Genomic DNA, 20,942 nt, shown 5'->3' on the forward strand with positions numbered 1-20,942 from the left:
TCAATCTCCTTGAGATATAGGTTGAGATGTTGCAATATCTTCATTTACTTGAAAGTATAAGATTAATTTAACTTTACCATTCTCGACTGTCTCATGTAAAATTTTTTGAGAAATAATGTCAGCATCAGCACCAACTTGGAGCTGTAAATCCTGTTTAGCCAATTTTTCAGCCTGTGCACTTGCTTCTTCTTTTGTGCGCTTCACTTGTTTGGTAACCCGCTCATATTCGGTCGTCTTCCTCATTCCGATCGGCAATTCCCACCGAAGGAACCGGAGATGACGGACAGATGTCTGCTCTTGGGAATCCTTGAACTCAGTTTCCCCGAACCCCCAAACTGGCAGCTGGAAGCTGTCTCCGAACTGAATCGCATATTTATTGTCCTGTTTACCACTTAGAACGGTATACGTTTCTTCAAGTGGAACTGCTGCAGACACATTATACCACGTCCTAGCGATGACATTACCAGTTGCGGCAACATGCTTACGTGTATCCTTTTGCTCTGTCTTATCCTTTTCATCCTTGTTTACAGGAGGCGGTTCATTGCCGATTAAACCAGAAACAAGCACATCTCCAGGCTCTACATAATCATGTACACCAACTTGCGCTACTCCCTCTGATACAAACATATCGACGATAACACCTTTTTTCTTTGCGACAAGGTGACGGGGGCCTGGTTGTTCCTCTTCTTTTACGATTGTTTTCGGCACACCTTCCAATGCATAGGTTGTCCCTTTCTCTTGCACTCCTATCCAGAGAAGATCCGGAATATCCTGTAAAAGACGCTGTTGAATATCGACCGGAGCACCAAGAGTCAGCTTGAATGCACCTAAGCGTACACCGTATTCGTCCAACTGCGTTTCAATTTGATGTTCCAATTCCGGGCTTACGCCTCTTACTTCAATTTTCCATACTGTATTTGATAGGAAAAAGATGGATAGGATGCTGATGGCAATGCCCAGCAGCAACGGTTTCTTATGCAGCAATGCAGTGAAGAGGAAAGGAAATCCATGCTTGCTGCGGAACTGCACTTTGTAGCCTGTCCCTCTTCGCTGCATGCGAAGCTTACTTATATCCTGTTTCCTGATTTTCGCTTCACATGTCTGGCTGTCCTTTTTGATGATATCCCAGACTAAGACTTTCTCCTGCACAAGCTGATTGAAAAAAAGCTCCGGTCTGTCTCCTTTAATCAGAACGGTCACATATCCCGTAAAATAAATATCCTGTGTGTGCTTTTTCATACATACCCCCCCGTTCCGCTGCCTTATGAATCAATGAATTTAAATTCCTTCATTTTGCCTTCGAGCAGGATTTCCTCTGGCAGCATGACTTTCAGTACGAAGGATTCTCCTGTTATTCGAAGAAAACCTGTGTTAAGCCGTAGCCTAAGTTCATTATCCGTAAATAACACGAGACCTCTGTGATTTTCGATATAGGCATGAAAATGGCCAATCGTCGTAATGCGAGGGAGTTCAAGCACCACATCAGCAGGCATATCCAAATGCTCGGTGAACCAATTTCCGATCCGCTGCTGCCATTTTTTCATTTCCACCAGCTCCCCTCTGCACATTCTATGTTGCAAAAGGTGAAGTAAGAACAGACTGATGAACGAAAAAAAGCGAGTCCGTTAACGGACTCGCTTCTGAAAAGTACGGTGCGGTTTCTTTGCACGCGGCTCTCCAAGTATTTCTGACCAAATCACCTGCTCAGCCAATTGTCTGCTTGTTGGCCTTTTCAGCCTTATTGGTTTGGTTATCGGTTGTGTTTCTTTATTTTGACGGACAGATGAAGCGCTCCGCACTTCCACAATTTGTTGAATTGCCTCTACTGCCTGCCCTCTAAATTTATCCGCTTTCTGCTCCGCTCGGACTAGTTCTGGTGCTTTTACTTGCTTTTGTTTCTGCTGATGTTCTTTGCTTGCACGCGGCTTCTTTTCCTGCCAGTTCTTGACCGGAGGCTGCGTCCGTCGGGGATCGTTTTCCTGATTCCCTTTTTTCGCTGCTGCGTTAAAAAAGAAAGCAATGGCAGCAATTGCTAAAGGCACGAGAAATTGCAACATATCAAACATGCACCTGCCACCTTTCTATATCTTAACGTTCTTCCTCTTCACCATTAGACAAGTCTCCAATGCTATCGCGCATCGTTGTATCTGCATTGATGTTCTGATAGTTCATATAATCCATAACACCCATATTACCTGAACGCAGTGCTTCAGCAAGCGCAAGTGGGACTTCCGCTTCTGCTTCTACTACCTTCGCACGCATTTCTTGTACGCGGGCTAAGTTTTCCTGCTCTTGTGCTACAGCCATCGCACGACGTTCCTCAGCTTTGGCTTGGGCGATATTCTTATCTGCCTCCGCCTGATCCGTTTGAAGCATCGCCCCGATGTTTTTACCGATATCAATGTCTGCGATATCGATGGACAGAATTTCAAATGCCGTACCGGAGTCCAATCCACGCTCCAACACATTGTGTGAGATTTTGTCTGGGTTTTCCAATACATTCTTATGGTTCTTGGAACTACCAATGGTACTGACAATACCTTCCCCTACACGCGCGATGATAGTATCCTCTCCGGCACCACCGACAAGTCGGTCGATATTGGCACGCACGGTGATACGAGCTTTCGCCTTCACTTCGATACCATCAATCGCCACACCTGAAATAAACGGTGTTTCAATCACTTTTGGATTGACACTCATTTGTACAGCTTCCAATACATCACGGCCAGCAAGATCGATTGCTGCTGAGCGTTCAAATGGTAATTCGATATTCGCACGGTGTGCAGCAATAAGTGCATTAACGACGCGGTCGACATTACCTCCTGCCAGATAATGACTCTCCAGCTGGTTTGTATCGACCTTCAAGCCTGCTTTATGGGCTTTAATCAATGGATTTATGACGCGTGATGGGATAACACGTCTTAAACGCATCCCTACCAATGTGAAGATGCTGATACGGACACCTGCTGCCAGGGCACTGATCCACAATGCAACTGGTACAAAAGTAAATAGGATAATCAAAGCAATCAAAATGACTGCAGCAATAATAATCGGTACGATAATATCTTGATTCATTCTGTTTCCTCCTTGTTCGTCACAGGACTGACGATGATTTTAGTGCCTTCTGTACGGATAACAACTATTTCAGATCCTTTAGCAACATACCTGCCCTCTGTGATGACATCCATTACCCTACTCTCGATTTCAGCAACACCTGACGGTCGCAGCGGTGTTTTTGCCACACCGCGTTTACCGATGATAGATGTTAAACTCGGAAGCGTATCAGGTCTAAGAGTATCCTGAAGGATCATCGGCTTGAACATACCCTTTTCGAAACCGACGATACGAATCACATAGATGACAGCAACAATGGTAACAATAAAAGCAATACTGACGCTAATCATCATATCGGCTCTATCTGCCGACATACGAAACAACGCCCAGAGCAACCCTACCATACCTAGTATGCCCACTATGCCTCCAGGTACGAATAATTCCAAGACAAGTAAAATGATAGCTGCAGTCAAAAGCAGTATATCCGTATTTGTCGCTAGTCCTGCTGCAATGTGTCCGTAAAGAAAGATCCCTCCAGCAGTGATTCCTAGTATTCCGCCCGCTCCAAAGCCCGGTGTGAACATCTCGACAGCCAATCCAGCAAAAGCTATGGAAAGCAAAATTGTTACAAGAACTGGAAAAGTAATCCACGTCTGCATCGTTTCACTGAAGCTGTGCATCGCTGTTTGAAGGCTCGGAAGCGTGATATATTGCAGCATAGAAATCCTCCTGACCCCGACTAGTTTCGTTTCAGTTGTTATGTACAGTAACTTATACGCTTGGATTAAGAAAAGGTTTCATATGTAGATAAACTTTCGTGAAAAAGCAGAAATCCCAATCATTCAATGATTGGGATTTCCTTAGATATTCATATAACTATCAGTTAAGACAAGTGCTTATTCACGATTTTATTAACTAAAGAACCATCGGTTTTGCCTTTGACTTTCGGCATAACAGCGCTCATAACTGAGCCCATGTCTTTCTTGGAAGTAGCTCCTACCTCCGTGATGGTCTGTTTAATAATGTCTTCAAGCTCTTCTTCCGAAAGCTGTTCTGGCATATAATCTTTTAGAACTTGAAGCTCAGCTTCAAGCTTCTGGGCAAGATCATCGCGTCCAGCTTCTTGGAATTCTTGGAGGGAATCTTTTCGTTGTTTTACCTCACGAGATAAAACGGTAAGTTCTTCATCTTCTGACAGCGTGTCATTTCCAGTACGAATTGCTTCATTCTGCAGGGCAGCTTTCACCATACGGATTACGCTGAGCGTTTCCTTATCCCTTGCTTTCATCGCAGTCTTCATATCCTGGTTCAGACGTTCTGTTAATGACATATCTCTTTGCACCCTCTTTGCTTACTTACGCTTTCTAGCCGCCTCAGATTTTTTCTTGCGACGAACACTAGGTTTTTCGTAAAATTCACGCTTACGGTATTCAGATAGAGTACCGCTTTTAGAAACAGTGCGCTTAAAGCGACGAAGAGCATCTTCAAGAGACTCGTTTTTGCGAACGCGAGTAGTGTTTGACATGCTAATTTCCCTCCCTCCGAAGCATACAACAATGTGCTAACTCATATGCACTGCTGCATATGTCTTTGCTCATTATAATATAATGCTAAATCCTGGTCAATAGAAAGGTGCAGAATCATGCACATTTCACAATTGTTCTTAGTAATCGCTGCTTCCAGCAACGCCTGCGATGATCTGAACGCCCGCACTGGCACCGATACGAGTAGCACCCGCTTCGATCATAGCAAGCGTAGCTTCGCGATCACGTACGCCACCGGAAGCCTTTACACCAATGTCCGGACCGACAGTCTTACGCATCAATTTAATATCTTCAACTGTTGCACCGCCGCCGGAGAATCCAGTAGATGTCTTGACGAAATCAGCTCCTGCTTTCACAGCAAGCTCACAAGCGGTTACTTTTTCTTTCTCAGTCAGCAAGGATGTCTCGATGATTACTTTCGTCAGTACACCTGCTGCTGCTTCCACAACTGCACGGATGTCAGACTCAACTGTCACTAAGTCGCCAGATTTCAGAGCACCAACGTTGATGACCATATCAATCTCACCAGCACCTTTTTCAATAGCATCCTTTGTTTCCAAAGCTTTTACGGCACTAGTTGATGCGCCAAGAGGGAATCCGATGACAGTACAAACCTTTACATCTGTACCCTTCAGCTGCTGGGCACAATGGGAAACCCAGTAAGGATTAACACAGACAGAAGCGAATTTGTGGGTTGCAGCTTCCTCGACAATCACGTCGATCTGTTCCTTTGTTGCATCCGGCTTTAGTAGTGTGTGATCAATATATGCAGCAATATTTTCCAAGAGAAATAACTCCTTTTATAGTCAAGTTAGATAGTTATGCTTGCTTCCTCTTCATCCATTACCCGGACGAATTGACCTTCATTATACGGATAGCCAGCTTTTGTCAGCTTCACGCGGACAATTTTACCAACCATATCCGGTGTTGCTTCAAATTTAACTTTCAAATAGTTATCCGTATAGCCAACATATAACGTGTTGGATTCGTTTTCATCATAAAGTTCTTCCGGAATCACTTCCAAAACTTCATTCTCGAACTGAGAAGCATATTCCTTCGCTTGCTGATCCGAAAGTGTAATAAGACGATGCACACGCTCATTCTTTGTCTCGTCATCCACTTGATCTGTCATACGTGCAGCAGGCGTTCCCGTACGTTTAGAATATGGGAACACATGAAGCTCGCTATAGCCGATTTCCTGGATGAAACGATATGTTTCCATGAATTCCTCTTCTGTCTCACCTGGGAATCCGACAATTACATCACTCGTAATGGCAAGGTTAGGCAAAGCTTTCTTCACTTTATCAATTTTGCTGCGATAGAAGTCTGAAGAATATTTACGGCGCATGCGTTTCAAAACGGAATCAGAACCAGATTGAAGCGGAATATGCAAGTGACGTACGATCTTCTCAGATTCATCCAGAACTTGGATGACTTCATCCGTGATCTGACTTGCTTCAATGGATGAAATACGAATCCGTTTCAATCCGCGTACGTTATTTTCCAATTCCCGCAGCAATTTTGCAAAATTGTAATCCTGCATATCCTCGCCGTATCCTGCAGTATGAATTCCAGTAAGGACGATTTCCTTGTATCCAGCATCCACAAGCTGCTGGGCCTGTTTCATGACGTCCTCCGGGTTACGGGAACGCAGCAATCCGCGGGACCAAGGTATAATACAGAAGGTACAGAAGTTATTGCAGCCTTCCTGAATTTTCAATGACGCCCGCGTACGATCAGTAAAGGCAGGTACATCCATTTCCTCGAAGACACGGTTTTTCATGATGTTTGAAACTCCGTTGATCGGCTCTTTCTTCACCTTGAATTCCTCGATATGCTCAATCATCTTGTCCCGGCCCTGGGTACCCACAACGATGTCCACTCCCGGAATCTCCATGATTTCACCAGGTGAAGTCTGCGCATAACAACCGGTAACACAAATGACACCTTCAGGGTTTTTTCGTACAGCCCGGCGGATGACTTGGCGGCTTTTCTTATCCCCAGTGTTCGTAACGGTGCATGTGTTGACAACATACACGTCAGACTGGTGATCAAAATCCACCCTTTCATAGCCTTGAGCTTTGAACTTCTGCCAAATACCTTCCGTCTCATAATGGTTTACTTTACAACCTAATGTGTGGAATGCCACTGTAGGCATGGTAAAACACCTCATTCTTCAAAATGGTACGATAGACTAGCCAACATATACAATGGTGCGGTTTCCGTGCGTAAAATACGAGGCCCGAGCCTGATAGGTGCAAAACCTGCATTTTGAAGCGCATCTGCTTCTGATTCACTGAATCCGCCCTCTGGTCCGATTACGACAAGCACATTATCTGATGGTGAAATGTGCTGGAAAACAGAGCGAAGCGGCTCTGCCTTTAATCCTTTTGCCGCCTCTTCATAAGCGAACAATTTGTGCTTGTATGTATCGCTGCTATCAAGCAGCATTTGGAAGGATTGCACATCTTCGATCGCTGGGATAATCAAACGGCTGGACTGCTCTGCAGCTTCTTTAGCAATCTTTTCGAGCCGCTGCCGCTTCTTGTCCTTCTTTTTCTCGTCCCATTTTACTACGGAACGAGCAGCTTGGAAAGGAGCAAATGCAGTTGCACCCAATTCGGTTCCTTTCTGCACGATCCATTCCAGTTTGTCACCCTTGGGAAGTCCTTGGGCAATCGTCACTGATACTGGCATTTCAGTATTCATGTCGACTTTATCTACTACGCATACAGCAACATGATCTGACGCCAATTCGTCAATTTCACATTTTGCTGCATGCCCATCCGGATGGACACAGATAATTGTGTCACCTGTTTTCATCCGCATCACGCGAATGATATGATGGGCATCCTGCCCACTCAATGTAATCCGGTTATCCTGCCAATTAGCAGGTTCTACGAAATAGCGTTGCATACGCTCACCTCTGCTTTAATTCTTCTTTGCAATGATGGCGACCCAATCTTCCATTTCATTGACTTCAACAATATCGAAACCAGATGCGATCAAGGCGTCTTTTACGTCGCCTTTCTTCTGGCTGATAATGCCGCTCGTAATGAACAGACCGCCTGGTTTGATCAATTTGTATGCGTCATCTGTGAATTTCAAGATGATTTCAGCAAGGATATTCGATACGATAACGTCCGCTTCAACCTCAACACCTTCAAGCAAATTATTCGCACTGGCCGTAATACGGTCAGCTGCTTGATTCAGCTCAGCATTTATCTTAGTACTGTTGACAGCTACATCATCGAGATCGAATGCATGTACATGCTCAGCACCAAGCAGTACGGCAGCGATGCTCAGCACACCAGAACCGGAACCAACATCAATAACAATGTCGCCTTTATTTATATAACGTTCAATTGCCTGTACACTTAGTACTGTCGTCGGATGAGTTCCTGTACCAAAAGCCATGCCTGGATCAAGTTCCATGATCACTTCATCACTTGCTACCGGTGTATAATCTTCCCAAGTCGGTATGATAGTGAACTTTTCGGAGATCTTCACTGGTTTGTAGTATTTCTTCCAGGCTGTAGACCAATCTTCTTCATCTACTTCACTGACTGACACTTCGTTTGCTCCGATGTCAATCTGATATTCTTTTAGATTTGTGATTGCAGCCTTAATCTCATTCACAGATTCATTCAAGAAACTATTAAGAGGCAAATATGCTTTCACAAAGATGCCTTCTGCCGGATAATCATTTGGATCCAGCGCATAGATTTCACCAAAAGTTGTTTTGTGATCCTTGACCAAATCTTCTGGATCTTGGATCACAACACCGCTGGCACCTGCTTCATGCAGGATATTAGAAATCGGCTCAATCGCTTCATTCGTTGTATGGATACACAGCTCCGCCCATTTCACGTGCACGTCACTCCTTTTATTAAGACTCACCTTTGAACGCACGTCTCATACGTGTAAAAATGCTGTCATTCTGTTCATCAGTTGGGTCATTACCGCTAATATCATTGAGCTCACGCAATAGCTCCTTCTGACGGTCCGATAAATTCGTTGGTGTTACAACACGAATTTTCACATGTTGATCTCCTTGACCATATCCGCGTACATTTGGCGACCCTTTACCTTTAAGACGGAAGGTGCGACCTGTTTGAGTACCTGCAGGAACTTTAAGGTTCACTGCGCCATGAACTGTCGGTACTTCAATTTCATCACCAAGTGCTGCTTGAGCAAATGTAATCGGCATTTCACAATAAATATTGTCGCCTTCCCGGTCAAAGAACTCATGACTGCGGACTTGAATGACTACATAAAGATCTCCTGGAGGTCCTCCATTAACACCGGCTTCTCCTTTACCAGATACACGGATCTGCTGTCCATCGTCGATGCCTGCCGGGACTTTGATATGGATTTTGTTGCGTTTGCGTACTCGTCCTGAACCACTGCATGTCTTACACTTATCCGGAATGATTTTACCTGTTCCATTACATGTATTACATACACGACGGTTCACAACACGACCGAATGGTGTATTTTGTTCCACATTAAGCTGTCCGCTTCCATTACAATGCGTACAAGTCTTTGGTTTGGTGCCTGGTTTAGCTCCTGAACCATGACATGTATCACATTCCTCTTCTTTTGGAATCTCAATATCGGTTTCTTTTCCGAAGATTGCTTCCTCAAAGCTAAGCGTCATAGTGTATTGTAAATCTGCACCTTGACGAGGCGCATTCGGATCACTGCGGCGTCCGCCGCCACCGAAGAACATATCGAATATGTCGCCAAATCCGCCAAAATCCTGAGCTCCAGCTCCGCCGAAACCTTGGCTCTGCGGTCCGGCATGGCCAAACTGATCATACTGGGTACGCTTTTGTTCATTGCCGAGTATTTCATAGGCTTCTTTTGCCTCTTTGAACTTATCGGCTGCATCTTCCGCCTTATTCACATCTGGGTGGTATTGGCGCGCAAGTTTGCGATATGCTTTTTTTATTTCTTCCTTTGAGGCCTCTTTACCGACACCAAGCACATCGTAGTAATCCCGCTTACTCACTGACAATCACTCTCCCGACTCTCTCTTATACATAAATTTTATCATACCATTAAGCCATAAAGGCAGCAAATGCGCTAAACATGTAACAAGTCAAAGCTGCTCTATAAGCGGCTTTGACTTGTCGGGTGATACTAGATTTTACTTATCGTCTTACTTTTTGTCTTTATCGTCTACTTCTTCGAAATCAGCATCTACGACATCGTCGCCTGCTTTCTCTCCGCCTTGCTCTTGTTGTGCTTGCTGAGCCTGCGCTGCTTGCTCATACAATTTTACAGACAATGCTTGAACTTGCTCGGAAAGCGCATCTTTTTTCACTTTGATGTCTTCATAGTCGGAACCTTCCAATGCTTTCTTAAGTTCCTCTTTTGCTGCTTCTGCTTTTTGTTTATCTTCTTCAGAAACATTTTCAGCAAGATCTTTCAATGTTTTATCTGTTTGGAAGACAAGCTGATCAGCTTCGTTGCGAAGATCTACTTCTTCGCGGCGTTTTTTATCTTCCTCAGCATTATCTTCTGCTTCTTTTACCATTTTTTCTACCTCTTCATCAGAAAGACCTGAAGAAGACTTGATTGTAATGGATTGTTCTTTGTTTGTGCCAAGATCTTTCGCACGTACGTTTACAATACCGTTGGAGTCGATATCAAAAGATACTTCAACTTGCGGTACACCACGTGGTGCTGGCGGGATATCCGTCAATTGGAAACGTCCAAGCGTTTTATTGTAAGAAGCCATTTCACGTTCACCTTGAAGAACATGGATATCAACAGCTGTCTGATTATCAGCAGCAGTAGAGAATACTTGGGAGTGGCTTGTCGGAATTGTCGTGTTGCGTTCGATCAGTTTTGTGAACACGCCGCCCATTGTTTCAATACCTAGGGATAGTGGAGTTACGTCAAGAAGTACGACGTCTTTTACATCACCTTGAAGGACACCACCTTGAATTGCTGCACCAAGTGCAACTACTTCATCCGGGTTAACTCCTTTAGAAGGATCTTTACCAGTTTCCTTTTTGATTGCTTCTACAACAGCTGGGATACGAGTAGAACCACCAACTAGGATAACTTTGTCAATTTCATTTGCAGAAAGATCTGCATCACTAAGCGCTTTACGAGTAGGGCCCATTGTACGCTCAACCAAATCAGCAGAAATTTCATCGAATTTAGCACGAGATAGAGAAAGTTCCAAGTGAAGCGGACCTTCTGCACCAGCCGTGATGAACGGAAGGGAAATTTGTGTTTGCGTAACGCCTGAAAGATCTTTCTTCGCTTTTTCAGCTGCATCTTTCAAACGCTGCATCGCCATTTTATCTTTAGAAAGGTCGATGCCGTTTTCTTTCTTGAATTCTGCCACAAGATGATCGATAATCACTTGGTCAAAATCGTCACCGCCAAGGCGGTTGTCACCTGCAGTGGAAATTACTTCGAATGTACCATCACCGATATCCAGGATGGAAACGTCGAATGTACCGCCGCCAAGGTCATAAACTAGGATCGTTTGATCTTCTTCTGTATTGATACCGTAAGCAAGCGCTGCTGCTGTCGGTTCGTTGATGATACGTTCTACTTCAAGACCTGCAATTTTACCAGCATCTTTAGTTGCTTGACGCTCTGCATCGTTGAAGTATGCAGGAACTGTGATAACTGCTTTATCAACAGTTTCACCTAGATAATCTTCAGCGAAAGATTTAATGTACTGCAAGATGATTGCAGAAATTTCTTGAGGTGTGTAAGACTTGCCTTCGATTTCCACCTTGTAATCCGTACCCATATGACGTTTAATGGATTGGATTGTGTTCGGATTCGTGATTGCCTGACGCTTCGCCACTTCACCGATTTGTCTTTCTCCGTTTTTGAATGCTACAACGGATGGAGTTGTGCGGTTACCTTCCGGGTTCGGGATAACGCGAGCTTCTCCACCTTCCATTACGGACACACAAGAGTTTGTTGTACCTAAGTCAATACCAATGATTTTACCCATTTTGTATTTTTCCTCCTCTACAGCATATGTAGTGCTTTATTGATTCACTTGAACCATAGCCGGTCGAATGACACGGTCTTTTAGCTTATAGCCTTTTTGCAATTCCTGTACGACAGTATTTGGTTCGTATTCGTCATTTTCCACCTGCATGACTGCCTGGTGCAAATGCGGATCGAAAGTCTGTCCAACTGTTTCGATAGTTTCGATACCTTGGTTGTCAAAAGCATCTAATAATTGACGATGTACCATGCGGATACCATCGACGAAACCTTTGTTCGCTTCTTCATCCTGAACAGTTTGAAGGGCGCGATCCAAGTTGTCGACAACTGGAAGTAAAGCTTCCGCCAAATCCTGAGATCTATATTTGCTGGCAGCTTCCTTTTCCTTCTGTGTACGCTTGCGGAAGTTATCATACTCAGCCTGCAAGCGAAGCAGACGGTCATACATCTCGTTTTTTTCTTGCTCGAGCTGCGCTAATCGTTCGCTGCCTTCATTGTTAGTTTCGGATTCCTCAGCTGGGGCTGCATCAATCACTTCTGCTTCAACAGCTTCCTGCTCTTCGGTTTCATTCACTTTTTCTTTTTCTTCATTTGCCATGATGGTCACCTCCTGAAAAGCATTGCTTATATGAAAGGCTTGCTGTGAAGCAAGCCATATTCAACTCATTTCTGCCAGTCCTGATAGGCGCTGGTCAGTTTGTTCGTTAAAACATGCATCAACGACATTACCCGGGAATATTCCATTCTGGTAGGACCTAGCAAGGCAACGGTTCCCATGTGTATGCCATCCGCTGTGTAACTCGCAGTGACAAAACTGCAATCCTGCATTGCACTCAGCTTGTTCTCTGTGCCGATGGAAACATGCAGACCATTCTGTTCTCCCTTTAGAAGACGTGCAATCGTCTCGCCTTCTTCCTCAATCATTGTGTATAGGCTTCGCAGCTTATTCAAATCCTGAAAATCGGGCTGCATCAGAATGTTTGTTTTGCCTCCGAAATAGAGCTTAAGCGGCTGTTCCGTTTCCATGAACGAGCGCAGATAGGCGAACATTGTGTCAAAATGGACGGTGTGCTGCTTAAGCAGTTCCTGTACTTCCGATTTAAGTCTGCCAGGCACCATCATAAGCGGTACCCCAGCCAAACGGTCATTCAGGATATTCACTACCTTTTCCATTTCAGCATGGTCCATCCCATCCGGTATACGGAAGGATTTATGTTCCACATGACCAGTGTCTGTCACTAAAATCATGACAGCACTAAAGTCAGATAAAGTCAGAATCTGAATATGCTTAAGCTTTGTCTCCAGCAGTTCCGGACCCAAGATGATACTAGTGTAGTTCGTCAGCTCTGAAAGCAGAGCGGCGGATTGCTGTACGACTTCTTCCATCTGACGAATATTCGTCGAAAATGTTTGTTTGATTGCTGACGTATCCTGGCGCGACAAATGAAACGGTGTCAGTAGATGATCCACGTAGAAGCGATAACCCTTTTCGGAAGGTATTCTTCCAGATGAGGTATGCGTCTTTTCGATCAAGCCAAGCTGCTCCAATTCAGCCATATCATTACGAATCGTTGCTGCACTATAGGCAACATCCTGCTTATTGGAGATAGCACGCGAACCGATCGGCTGCGCCGTTTGAATAAAATCATCGACTATAACCTGAAGGATACGCAGCTGTCTTTCTGTCAGCATGATCATCACCTCGATTAGCACTCGTTTATAGGGAGTGCTAAATATACATATAAGGTAACAAAGCCTAGAAAAATTGTCAATTCGAAACGCTTGCCGGTTCTTCTTCTAAAAGGAACTCTTGAAATACATCGTTTCCGAACAAGAATCCGTCTTCGGTCATGGCAACATGTTCAGCATCTTCTATGAGCCAGCCTTTGCTAATCAGCAGATCCAGAGGTTTACGATAAACATCTGTGAGCTCGATACCGAATTTGTTACGGAAACTTGCTTTATTCACGCCGGTTTTCTTCCGAAGTCCAAGGAAAAGCTCCTCTTCGATGCGCTCTTTACGGCCTATCGGCTCCTCATGTAAAACAGGAATACCATTTTCATTTGCTTGCTTCAGATAAGCAGGGAGTGGACGAATGTTGATAACTCGTCGTCCTGGCAAGTACCCATGAGCCCCCGCGCCAAGTCCATAGTAGAAATCATTATTCCAGTATGCAAGATTATGCTGGCTTTCCTTGCCCGGCAGCGCGAAATTACTTACCTCATACTGCTCTCTGCCATGCGCCTTCATCTCATCGCGCAGCAGATTGTACATATTTGCTTCTAATTCTTCCGGCGCCTTTTTCAATGTACCCTTTTTGTAACGCTGATAAAAGACCGTTTTTGGTTCAATCTGAAGTGAGTAAGAAGAATAGTGCGGCAAATCGAACTGTAAGGCTTCTTCCACAGTATGCCCAAACTGCTCCAATGTTTGTCCCGGCAGTGCATAAATCAAGTCTATGCTGATATTGTCAAAGCCAGCCTGTTTTAACAGATCAAGACTTTCATATACATGTTTGACGCGGTGAACACGGCCGATGGCCTCCAGCAATTTATCATCAAACACTTGAACACCAAGGGAGATTCGATCCACCCCGTAATGCTTAAGCAGCTTTGCCTTCTCTAATGACAGGTCCCCTGGATTTGCTTCAAATGTATATTCTCTAGCTGCGTGAACATCAAATGCGCGGTCAACACTCTTCAGTACATGCTCCAGCTGCTGCATATTTAATGCCGTTGGTGTACCTCCGCCAACGAAAATCGTGTTCATTTGCTGCCTGTTCGGAATATAATGCTCTATTTCCTTCCGTAATGCTTCTACATATTCATCAGCACTATCTTCCCGATAGAAAAACTTTGTGAAGTCGCAGTAATGACAAAGCTGTTCACAAAAAGGTATATGAATATAAGCGGATTTCACTTCGTTCATCATGCTGCCTCCTTCCGCAATGACAAACCCTTGTCTGATTAAGGACAAGGGTTGTCTGTTTTTTATTCATCGTCCATTTGCAGGATGGCCATGAACGCTTCCTGTGGAACTTCCACGGAACCGACCATCTTCATCCGTTTTTTACCTTCTTTTTGCTTTTCAAGTAATTTACGTTTACGGGATATATCCCCGCCATAACATTTAGACAAGACATTTTTACGCATCGCTTTAATAGTGGAACGGGCAACGATCTTGTTCCCGATCGCGGCCTGTACTGGTACTTCGAATTGCTGACGAGGGATAAGCGCCTTCAGCTTTTCTACAATTGTTTTCCCGCGTTCAAAAGCAAAATCACGGTGCACAATGAAGGATAAAGCATCTATTGTATCGCCATTTAAAAGAATGTCCATTTTCTGAAGATCGGATGCTTTATAGCCTACGAGTTCGTAATCAAAGCTTGCATATCCTTTGGTTTGAGACTTCAGCTGATCGAAGAAGTCATAAACTATTTCAGAAAGCGGGATTTCGTAAACAACATTCACACGAACATCGTCCAGATATTGCATGTCCTGGAAATCACCGCGTTTCTTCTGGCATAACTCCATGACTGTACCGACGTAATCATTTGGTACCATAATCGACGCTTTTACGTAAGGCTCTTGTACTTCTGTGCGTGATTGTGCATCTGGTAAAGCAGCCGGATTGTCAACGCGCACTTCGCTGCCATCAGTCATAACGACATTATAGATAACACTCGGAGCTGTTGTGATCAAATCAATATTGAACTCTCGCTCGATACGTTCCTGAATGATCTCCATGTGCAAAAGACCAAGGAAACCACAGCGGAATCCGAAGCCAAGTGCCTGGGATGTCTCCGCTTCATATTGCAAGGAACTATCGTTCAGCTCCAATCGTTCCAGTGCTTCACGCAAATCATTGTAGTTGCTCGCGTCAACAGGGAATAATCCACAATACACCATCGGATTCAACCGGCGGTAACCAGGCAGTGCCTCAGTAGCTGGATTATTAGCTAAAGTGATGGTATCCCCTACTCGAGTATCACCAACATTTTTTATAGAAGCAGTCAGATAGCCAACGTCACCAACGACTAGCTCGTCCTTTTTAACTGGAGCCGGGTTAAATACACCGACCTCATTGACTTCGAATTCTTTGCCGGTAGCCATCATATGAATCTTGTCGCCGACTTTTACAGAACCTTCTTTAATACAAGTATACGCTACAACACCGCGATAGGAATCATATAAGGAGTCGAAGATCAATCCTTTTAACGGTGCTTCTTCATTCCCTTTCGGTGGTGGGATCCGGTCGACGATTGCCTCTAGAATCTCTTCTATACCGATACCCGCTTTGGCAGATGCCAGAATTGCGTCGCTTGCATCGATGCCGATAACATCCTCGATTTCCTGTTTAACCCGCTCTGGGTCGGCACTCGGTAAATCAATTTTGTTGATGACTGGGATGATTTCCAAGTCATTATCCATCGCCAAGTAAACATTGGCCAATGTTTGGGCTTCGATACCCTGAGCTGCATCCACTACAAGGATGGCACCCTCACAGGCTGCCAAACTCCGGGATACCTCATATGTAAAATCGACATGTCCCGGTGTATCTATCAAATGGAATATATATGTCTCGCCATTTTCCCGTTCGTATTCAAGTTGCACTGCATTCAGCTTGATTGTGATGCCGCGCTCTCTTTCCAAATCCATCGCATCCAAATACTGCGCCTTCATTTCACGCGCAGTAAGAGCTTTCGTCTTCTCCAGAATACGGTCAGCCAGTGTAGACTTCCCGTGATCGATGTGTGCAATGATCGAGAAATTCCGCACATGCTGCTGATTTCGTCTGTTTGTCTCTACCAATCAAAATCACTCCTAAATTGTCCGAAGCTGCCTAATAAGAAGCAGCCGTAACAATAACTAGCATTGATTATAGCAATTGCGCCCTGTTTATTCAATGTTTTTAAGCGGTTTTGCCTCAGCCGAACAAAGCAATCGAAAGCTGTTCAATCGCTGTAATGATGACAGAGCAGATACCTGTGAATAGACTTCCAAGTCCGCTTGCCAGCTGCTGGACGATGGAGCTATCTGCTCCTTCATCCGAAACCGGTGCTGTATTTTCAAGTACCGGTTCGCTTTTTACACCATCAAATGAGGAAGATGCAGTCAGCTGTCCTTCCTGCTGCTGCACAGCGGGTGGCTGCTCTGCCAGCTGCACATCCTCTTTTTCCATCCCGATTAAAATACCGCCAAAGAACAATGTCAGCATCGTCAGAACAACCACTACATATTTCATTCCGCTTGTCCTCCTTGTACTTTTTCTGCTTCCCAGTAATAATCCGCAAATATCTCCGCAAACAATTCTGCGGTCCGCGTTGCTTCATCCAATGTATTCTCCGCTCCCCCTATTTCCAGAAGAGCTGCTTTATCAGAAACATCTTGATTATAAACGCCGTCGACTCCTGCACCTTTTTTAGTGATGACACCCCTACTTAAGCCGGGATAGTTCTCTTCAATCTTTTTGTGCAGATCTGTTGCCAGCTTCAAGTTCTTTTCATATTCTTTATTCTCCGCACCGACGACGAATACGACTTTTGCATAAGTTTTACCGTCGATTTCCTTAGTGGTGTCTTTCCGCTTCAAGCTATCCCGATGAATATCGAAAACGAAGGAAACATCTTTATTTTCTGCTACAGCAGCTTCAACTACTCCTCTTGAAGCATCATAGGATTGGTGATAAGCCATGCCATTTTCATTTAGAATAGCTCCTATATCTGTCTGGTCGGCTATCGTACCGATACCGAGCTCTTCCAGCCGTTTCGCCATCGCCTCTCCAGCATCGGTGACATTAGCATTTTTGTTATAAGCATTGTCTTTTTGGTCAGCATCCAACGAAGACAGATAAGACTCCTGATTATGCGTATAGTAGATAAAAACAACATCTTTATCACCCGTAGAAGGTGCAGGCTCCTCATCTTTTTGTTCCTGACTATCGTCAGTTGGATTCTGATCTTCTTCTGGCGGTGTCTCTTCTTCCTTCTCTTGTGTTGGCTCTTCCTCGATAACATGATCTGGCTGAGCCGACTCAATTGGCAGGTTCGTATAGTTTGTCCCTTCTCCCGCAATGACGATCTGGTTTTCATATAAAGAGAAACCTGGAATCTCGGAGCCGAGCAATGTGCGCGGGTCATCCGGTTTAATTGTTGTCAGCATCTGCATAAGAACGGCAGAGAGTTGGATTGAAGGAGCTTCTTCTGGTCTAACACTTTCGAAAACCTTATTTTCGTTGCCGAGTATATGCAGATAAATGCTGCTGTCGAGCTGCCTTGTCCAATCTGTGATTGCTTGAGAGGACAGCCGGTATGCCGGCCCAGCAGAAGTTAGCGCCGCTATACCAGTTAATAGAAAAAGGATGGAGCCGACAAGTATGAGTGTCCGCTTATATATAAACAGTACGCCTGAACGCTTTCGCTTATAGCTGTTCTTCTTTTTTCCCAAGAAAGAAGCTCCTCTCTTTTTGAATCTAGTTGAACACTACTAGAATCTATGAGAGAGAAGCTTGAAGTAGAACCTTTGAAAGAAATCAGCGTGTGTAATCCGAGAGATTTGCCGGATTGACCTTTTCATGCAGAGCGCCATTAATGCCAGCTGCTATGACATGAGCCATATCGGCAATAAACCCATCTACTTCCTTCGGTGTTACCATAAGGTTAGACCCAAGCGGCGTCAGCACTTCGTGAATTAGCTGACGTTTCTCTTCTTCTGCAAGACCGCCAACCATCCCGAAAATCGCCTGCCGCTGTTCTTCGTTTGGCAGATCTTCTTCTGTAAATTCCTTTTTGCCAAATCGCATACCTGCAGGTACAAGTGCTTTAGAAGGCTTATCCTTTTCATTCCACTCTCTGCCGAAATGCTTGAAAAGGTAATCGATTGTATCACTCGTAATTGTAACCGCATCGACAACTGTAGGAACGCCAATACTGAAAACAGGAATACCAAGCGTTTCTTTGCTCAGCTCTTTTCGTTTATTGCCCACGCCTGAGCCTGGATGGATGCCTGTGTCGGATAACTGGATTGTACTATTTACGCGACTGACCGAACGAGCCGCTAAAGCATCCACCGCTATGACAAAGTCTGGCTTTGTTTTTTCAATTATCCCGTGGATAAGGGTGCTTGTCTCGATTCCAGTAGTACCCATTACGCCCGGTGATACTGCAGAAACCGGTCGGTAGCCTTCTTCCACTGACTCAGGCTGCAGCTTGAATAAATGATTTGTGACCATGATTTTCTCAATCACTTCCGGTCCTAAAGCATCCGGTGTTACATTCCAGTTTCCTAGGCCGACTATCAAACCAGTCGCATCCGTCGGAATGTTGTTTTCAGCCAGCATTTGTTCCAGCTCCTTGGCAAGTACAAGTGCTGTCTCTTCTTCTTGTTTTGTGTCCTGATTCTTTATTGCTTCCGTATGAATCGTAATATAGATACCTGGTTTCTTCCCTATCTGCTTTGATCCTTCTTCGTTCACTTGTACATAATTAACGGTTATACCTTCTGTTTTTTTCTCGGTCACAGAGATACCTGCTGCCGTTCCTTGTTTCTGTTCACTCGATGTATATAGATCCTTTGCTTCAATAGCTAAATCCGTCCGTACTTGCAGCTGCTTAATCAAAACCATCCCTCCACTTTTCACAAATGTCAGCATTAGCATAAGCAGATTAACAGCAAATCATACGAAAAGTGACACCATCAGCGAAAAGAATTGTTGAAAACATCGCTCCGCTTTGGTACAATGGCTTTTGTTGTAAGATGAAATGTGCCGGAGGTGAAACAAACATGGCAAATATTAAATCAGCGATTAAACGCGTTCGTGTAAACAACGATAGCCGTCTAAGAAACCAAGCTTTGAAAAGCGACTTGCGTACTGCAGTGAAACACGTGGAAACAGCTGTTTCCAACAACGATGCTGCAACTGCTAAAACAGCTCTTCTAACAGCTTCAAGCAAAATTGATAAAGCTGCACAAAGTGGTGTCATCCACCGCAACAAAGCTAACCGTCAGAAGTCTAACTTGACTAAAAAAGTTAACGCTATTGGCGCATAATATGGTTAGAAGAACGATTCCTTTAGAAGGAATCGTTTTTTAATAGAAAAAAAGCTCGGCGGTTTATTAAACCATCCGGGCTTTTTTTCGTATTGTTACTATTTGCTGAAGCAAAAGTTCAAACGCCAGGTTCTTTTCCATACGTCCCTGCTTCAAATCTGCATCCGTTTCGGCAGCTAAAAATAGAATATGTTTCAATTCTTCTTCCGAGAAGTGCGCTTCCCGCTTTAAGGCAAGCTTAATCACAAATGGATGAACTTTTGTTACTTCTGCCATCTTCGCTTGATTATACCCTTTATGCTTCAGAAGCTTTACGTGCAGAATTGTCCTGAACTGGGAAGCAAGCAGCGCTATCAAGGCAATCGGCTCTTCCTTCAATTTGATCAAATCATGGAAGATGTAAATCGCCTTTGCCAGGTCACCTGCCATTAAGCTGTCAACCAGCTTTAATCCAGAGCTTGTCTGCTGATGGGAAACAAGTGATTCCGCAATATCCAAGGTTATTTTACTTCCTTCACCTGCATAGAGCGCAAGCTTCTCAATTTCTCCGCGCAACATAGAAAGATCGGTTCCAGCCTCCTGGATAAGCAAATCAGCAACTGCATCCTCCAGCACAATTTGATGCTCCTTGCTTAACGTAACGATCCAATCCGATAAATCCCATTCTTTTACAGGCAAACATGCGACAGCTTGTCCTGTCTTTTTAATGCTTTTAATGATTTTCTTGCGCTCATCCACCTTCTCATATGGAGCTAACAAAACAAGTGTTGTCCAAGCTGCTGGATTTTCTACATATTGCTCCAAGCTTTCCAAACGATGATCCACTGCGGACTTATCCGGCTTTGCTTTCAGAAAGAAAGGATGATAAGCAAGTATTAATTTTTGTTCACTGAAAAAAGGATATTCCTCTGCATCCGCAATGACTTCCTGGATTGGGGTTTCCTCCAAATCATAGACGGAAACATTTGTTCCATCGGAAAGGGCGAATTGTTTCTCTATTTTTTCCTTTATATCCTGCATGAAATAAGACTCCGTGCCATATAGTAAATATATAGGTGAAAAATCCTTTTTCTTGATTGCTTTTAAAGCGTCAGTATATGACATGTTCTCACTCCTACGTAATCCTATTGTTTATCGTATCGGCAAATAGGAATTAACGCAAGGTGGAACAGAGGAGAACAATTGAATGTTCCCCCCCAATCTATATAAACGCTCTTGTTAGCCAGCTCCGGAGGCTGTAACGCTAAGCGGTGTTTTCTTACCTCTAGGTTATCCTGATAGCACTCAGGTTATAGGTGACAACTC

At 44.2% G+C, this 20,942-nt stretch carries 22 protein-coding genes; 1 reads left to right on the forward strand and 21 read right to left on the reverse strand.

What is annotated here, in order from left to right; all coding sequences use genetic code 11:
• The 20 genes from yqfD to gpr all read right to left on the reverse strand — a co-directional run bounded on the left by yqfD (position 1) and on the right by gpr (position 19,212).
• Positions 1-1,239, reverse strand: a complete 1,239-nt coding sequence (yqfD, locus tag CHH58_RS05535; RefSeq protein ID WP_095260709.1) for a sporulation protein YqfD — start codon at positions 1,237-1,239, stop codon at positions 1-3.
• Positions 1,240-1,262: 23 nt separating this feature from the next.
• On the reverse strand, positions 1,263-1,544 hold the full coding sequence (yqfC, locus tag CHH58_RS05540; RefSeq protein WP_095226886.1) for a sporulation protein YqfC: 282 nt from the start codon (positions 1,542-1,544) through the stop codon (positions 1,263-1,265).
• An 81-nt stretch (positions 1,545-1,625) separates the two neighbouring features.
• Positions 1,626-2,066 carry a hypothetical protein gene (locus CHH58_RS05545; protein ID WP_095262150.1) on the reverse strand — a complete coding sequence of 147 codons (441 nt, stop codon included), beginning with the start codon at positions 2,064-2,066 and terminating at the stop codon, positions 1,626-1,628.
• 22 nt (positions 2,067-2,088) lie between these two features.
• Positions 2,089-3,075 carry a flotillin-like protein FloA gene (gene floA / locus CHH58_RS05550; protein ID WP_095218133.1) on the reverse strand — a complete coding sequence of 329 codons (987 nt, stop codon included), beginning with the start codon at positions 3,073-3,075 and terminating at the stop codon, positions 2,089-2,091.
• Entirely contained in the window at positions 3,072-3,773 is a 702-nt protein-coding gene (locus tag CHH58_RS05555) for an NfeD family protein (protein WP_095262151.1), read from the reverse strand. Before CHH58_RS05555 ends, floA begins: the two co-directional genes overlap by 4 nt.
• A 164-nt stretch (positions 3,774-3,937) precedes the next feature.
• Positions 3,938-4,384, reverse strand: coding sequence for a GatB/YqeY domain-containing protein (locus CHH58_RS05560; RefSeq protein ID WP_095222480.1), 447 nt, complete (start codon positions 4,382-4,384; stop codon positions 3,938-3,940).
• 21 nt (positions 4,385-4,405) lie between these two features.
• Positions 4,406-4,579, reverse strand: coding sequence for a 30S ribosomal protein S21 (gene rpsU / locus CHH58_RS05565; RefSeq protein WP_077308578.1), 174 nt, complete (start codon positions 4,577-4,579; stop codon positions 4,406-4,408).
• A gap of 138 nt (positions 4,580-4,717) precedes the next feature.
• Positions 4,718-5,383: a deoxyribose-phosphate aldolase gene (gene deoC, locus CHH58_RS05570; RefSeq protein WP_095232863.1), complete on the reverse strand. Its 666-nt coding sequence runs from the start codon at positions 5,381-5,383 to the stop codon at positions 4,718-4,720.
• A 26-nt stretch (positions 5,384-5,409) separates the two neighbouring features.
• Positions 5,410-6,756 carry a tRNA (N(6)-L-threonylcarbamoyladenosine(37)-C(2))-methylthiotransferase MtaB gene (mtaB, locus tag CHH58_RS05575; protein ID WP_095226881.1) on the reverse strand — a complete coding sequence of 449 codons (1,347 nt, stop codon included), beginning with the start codon at positions 6,754-6,756 and terminating at the stop codon, positions 5,410-5,412.
• A gap of 11 nt (positions 6,757-6,767) precedes the next feature.
• Positions 6,768-7,514 carry a 16S rRNA (uracil(1498)-N(3))-methyltransferase gene (locus CHH58_RS05580; protein ID WP_095226880.1) on the reverse strand — a complete coding sequence of 249 codons (747 nt, stop codon included), beginning with the start codon at positions 7,512-7,514 and terminating at the stop codon, positions 6,768-6,770.
• A 15-nt stretch (positions 7,515-7,529) separates the two neighbouring features.
• Positions 7,530-8,468, reverse strand: a complete 939-nt coding sequence (gene prmA, locus CHH58_RS05585; protein WP_095232866.1) for a 50S ribosomal protein L11 methyltransferase — start codon at positions 8,466-8,468, stop codon at positions 7,530-7,532.
• A 19-nt stretch (positions 8,469-8,487) separates the two neighbouring features.
• A complete protein-coding gene (gene dnaJ, locus CHH58_RS05590; RefSeq protein ID WP_095226878.1) occupies positions 8,488-9,612 on the reverse strand; it encodes a molecular chaperone DnaJ in 1,125 nt (374 codons plus the stop codon).
• 150 nt (positions 9,613-9,762) lie between these two features.
• Complete coding sequence (dnaK, locus tag CHH58_RS05595; RefSeq protein WP_095226877.1) at positions 9,763-11,589, reverse strand: molecular chaperone DnaK; 1,827 nt, start codon at positions 11,587-11,589, stop codon at positions 9,763-9,765.
• 36 nt (positions 11,590-11,625) lie between these two features.
• The gene (gene grpE / locus CHH58_RS05600; protein ID WP_095232867.1) at positions 11,626-12,186 is read right to left on the reverse strand and encodes a nucleotide exchange factor GrpE; all 561 of its coding nucleotides are present in this window, start codon (positions 12,184-12,186) and stop codon (positions 11,626-11,628) included.
• Positions 12,187-12,251: 65 nt separating this feature from the next.
• A complete protein-coding gene (hrcA, locus tag CHH58_RS05605; protein ID WP_095226875.1) occupies positions 12,252-13,280 on the reverse strand; it encodes a heat-inducible transcriptional repressor HrcA in 1,029 nt (342 codons plus the stop codon).
• A 76-nt stretch (positions 13,281-13,356) separates the two neighbouring features.
• Entirely contained in the window at positions 13,357-14,517 is a 1,161-nt protein-coding gene (gene hemW / locus CHH58_RS05610; RefSeq protein WP_095226874.1) for a radical SAM family heme chaperone HemW, read from the reverse strand.
• 62 nt (positions 14,518-14,579) lie between these two features.
• On the reverse strand, positions 14,580-16,400 hold the full coding sequence (gene lepA, locus CHH58_RS05615) for a translation elongation factor 4 (protein WP_095226873.1): 1,821 nt from the start codon (positions 16,398-16,400) through the stop codon (positions 14,580-14,582).
• Positions 16,401-16,515: 115 nt separating this feature from the next.
• Positions 16,516-16,833 carry a hypothetical protein gene (locus CHH58_RS05620; RefSeq protein WP_095226872.1) on the reverse strand — a complete coding sequence of 106 codons (318 nt, stop codon included), beginning with the start codon at positions 16,831-16,833 and terminating at the stop codon, positions 16,516-16,518.
• Positions 16,830-18,035, reverse strand: a complete 1,206-nt coding sequence (gene spoIIP / locus CHH58_RS05625) for a stage II sporulation protein P (RefSeq protein WP_249275037.1) — start codon at positions 18,033-18,035, stop codon at positions 16,830-16,832. The genes CHH58_RS05620 and spoIIP overlap by 4 nt, the downstream gene beginning before the upstream one ends.
• An 85-nt stretch (positions 18,036-18,120) precedes the next feature.
• Positions 18,121-19,212 carry a GPR endopeptidase gene (gene gpr, locus CHH58_RS05630; protein WP_095226871.1) on the reverse strand — a complete coding sequence of 364 codons (1,092 nt, stop codon included), beginning with the start codon at positions 19,210-19,212 and terminating at the stop codon, positions 18,121-18,123.
• 158 nt (positions 19,213-19,370) lie between these two features.
• On the opposite strand from gpr, the gene rpsT reads away from it, so the two are divergent.
• On the forward strand, positions 19,371-19,637 hold the full coding sequence (gene rpsT, locus CHH58_RS05635) for a 30S ribosomal protein S20 (RefSeq protein ID WP_095218148.1): 267 nt from the start codon (positions 19,371-19,373) through the stop codon (positions 19,635-19,637).
• Positions 19,638-19,703: 66 nt separating this feature from the next.
• Here the strand turns inward: rpsT and holA are convergent, their stop codons facing one another.
• Positions 19,704-20,741 carry a DNA polymerase III subunit delta gene (holA, locus tag CHH58_RS05640; RefSeq protein WP_095226870.1) on the reverse strand — a complete coding sequence of 346 codons (1,038 nt, stop codon included), beginning with the start codon at positions 20,739-20,741 and terminating at the stop codon, positions 19,704-19,706.
• Positions 20,742-20,942 lie beyond the last annotated feature (201 nt).

Source organism: Terribacillus saccharophilus, assembly GCF_002272745.1.
GTDB lineage: Bacteria > Bacillota > Bacilli > Bacillales > Amphibacillaceae > Terribacillus > Terribacillus saccharophilus_B.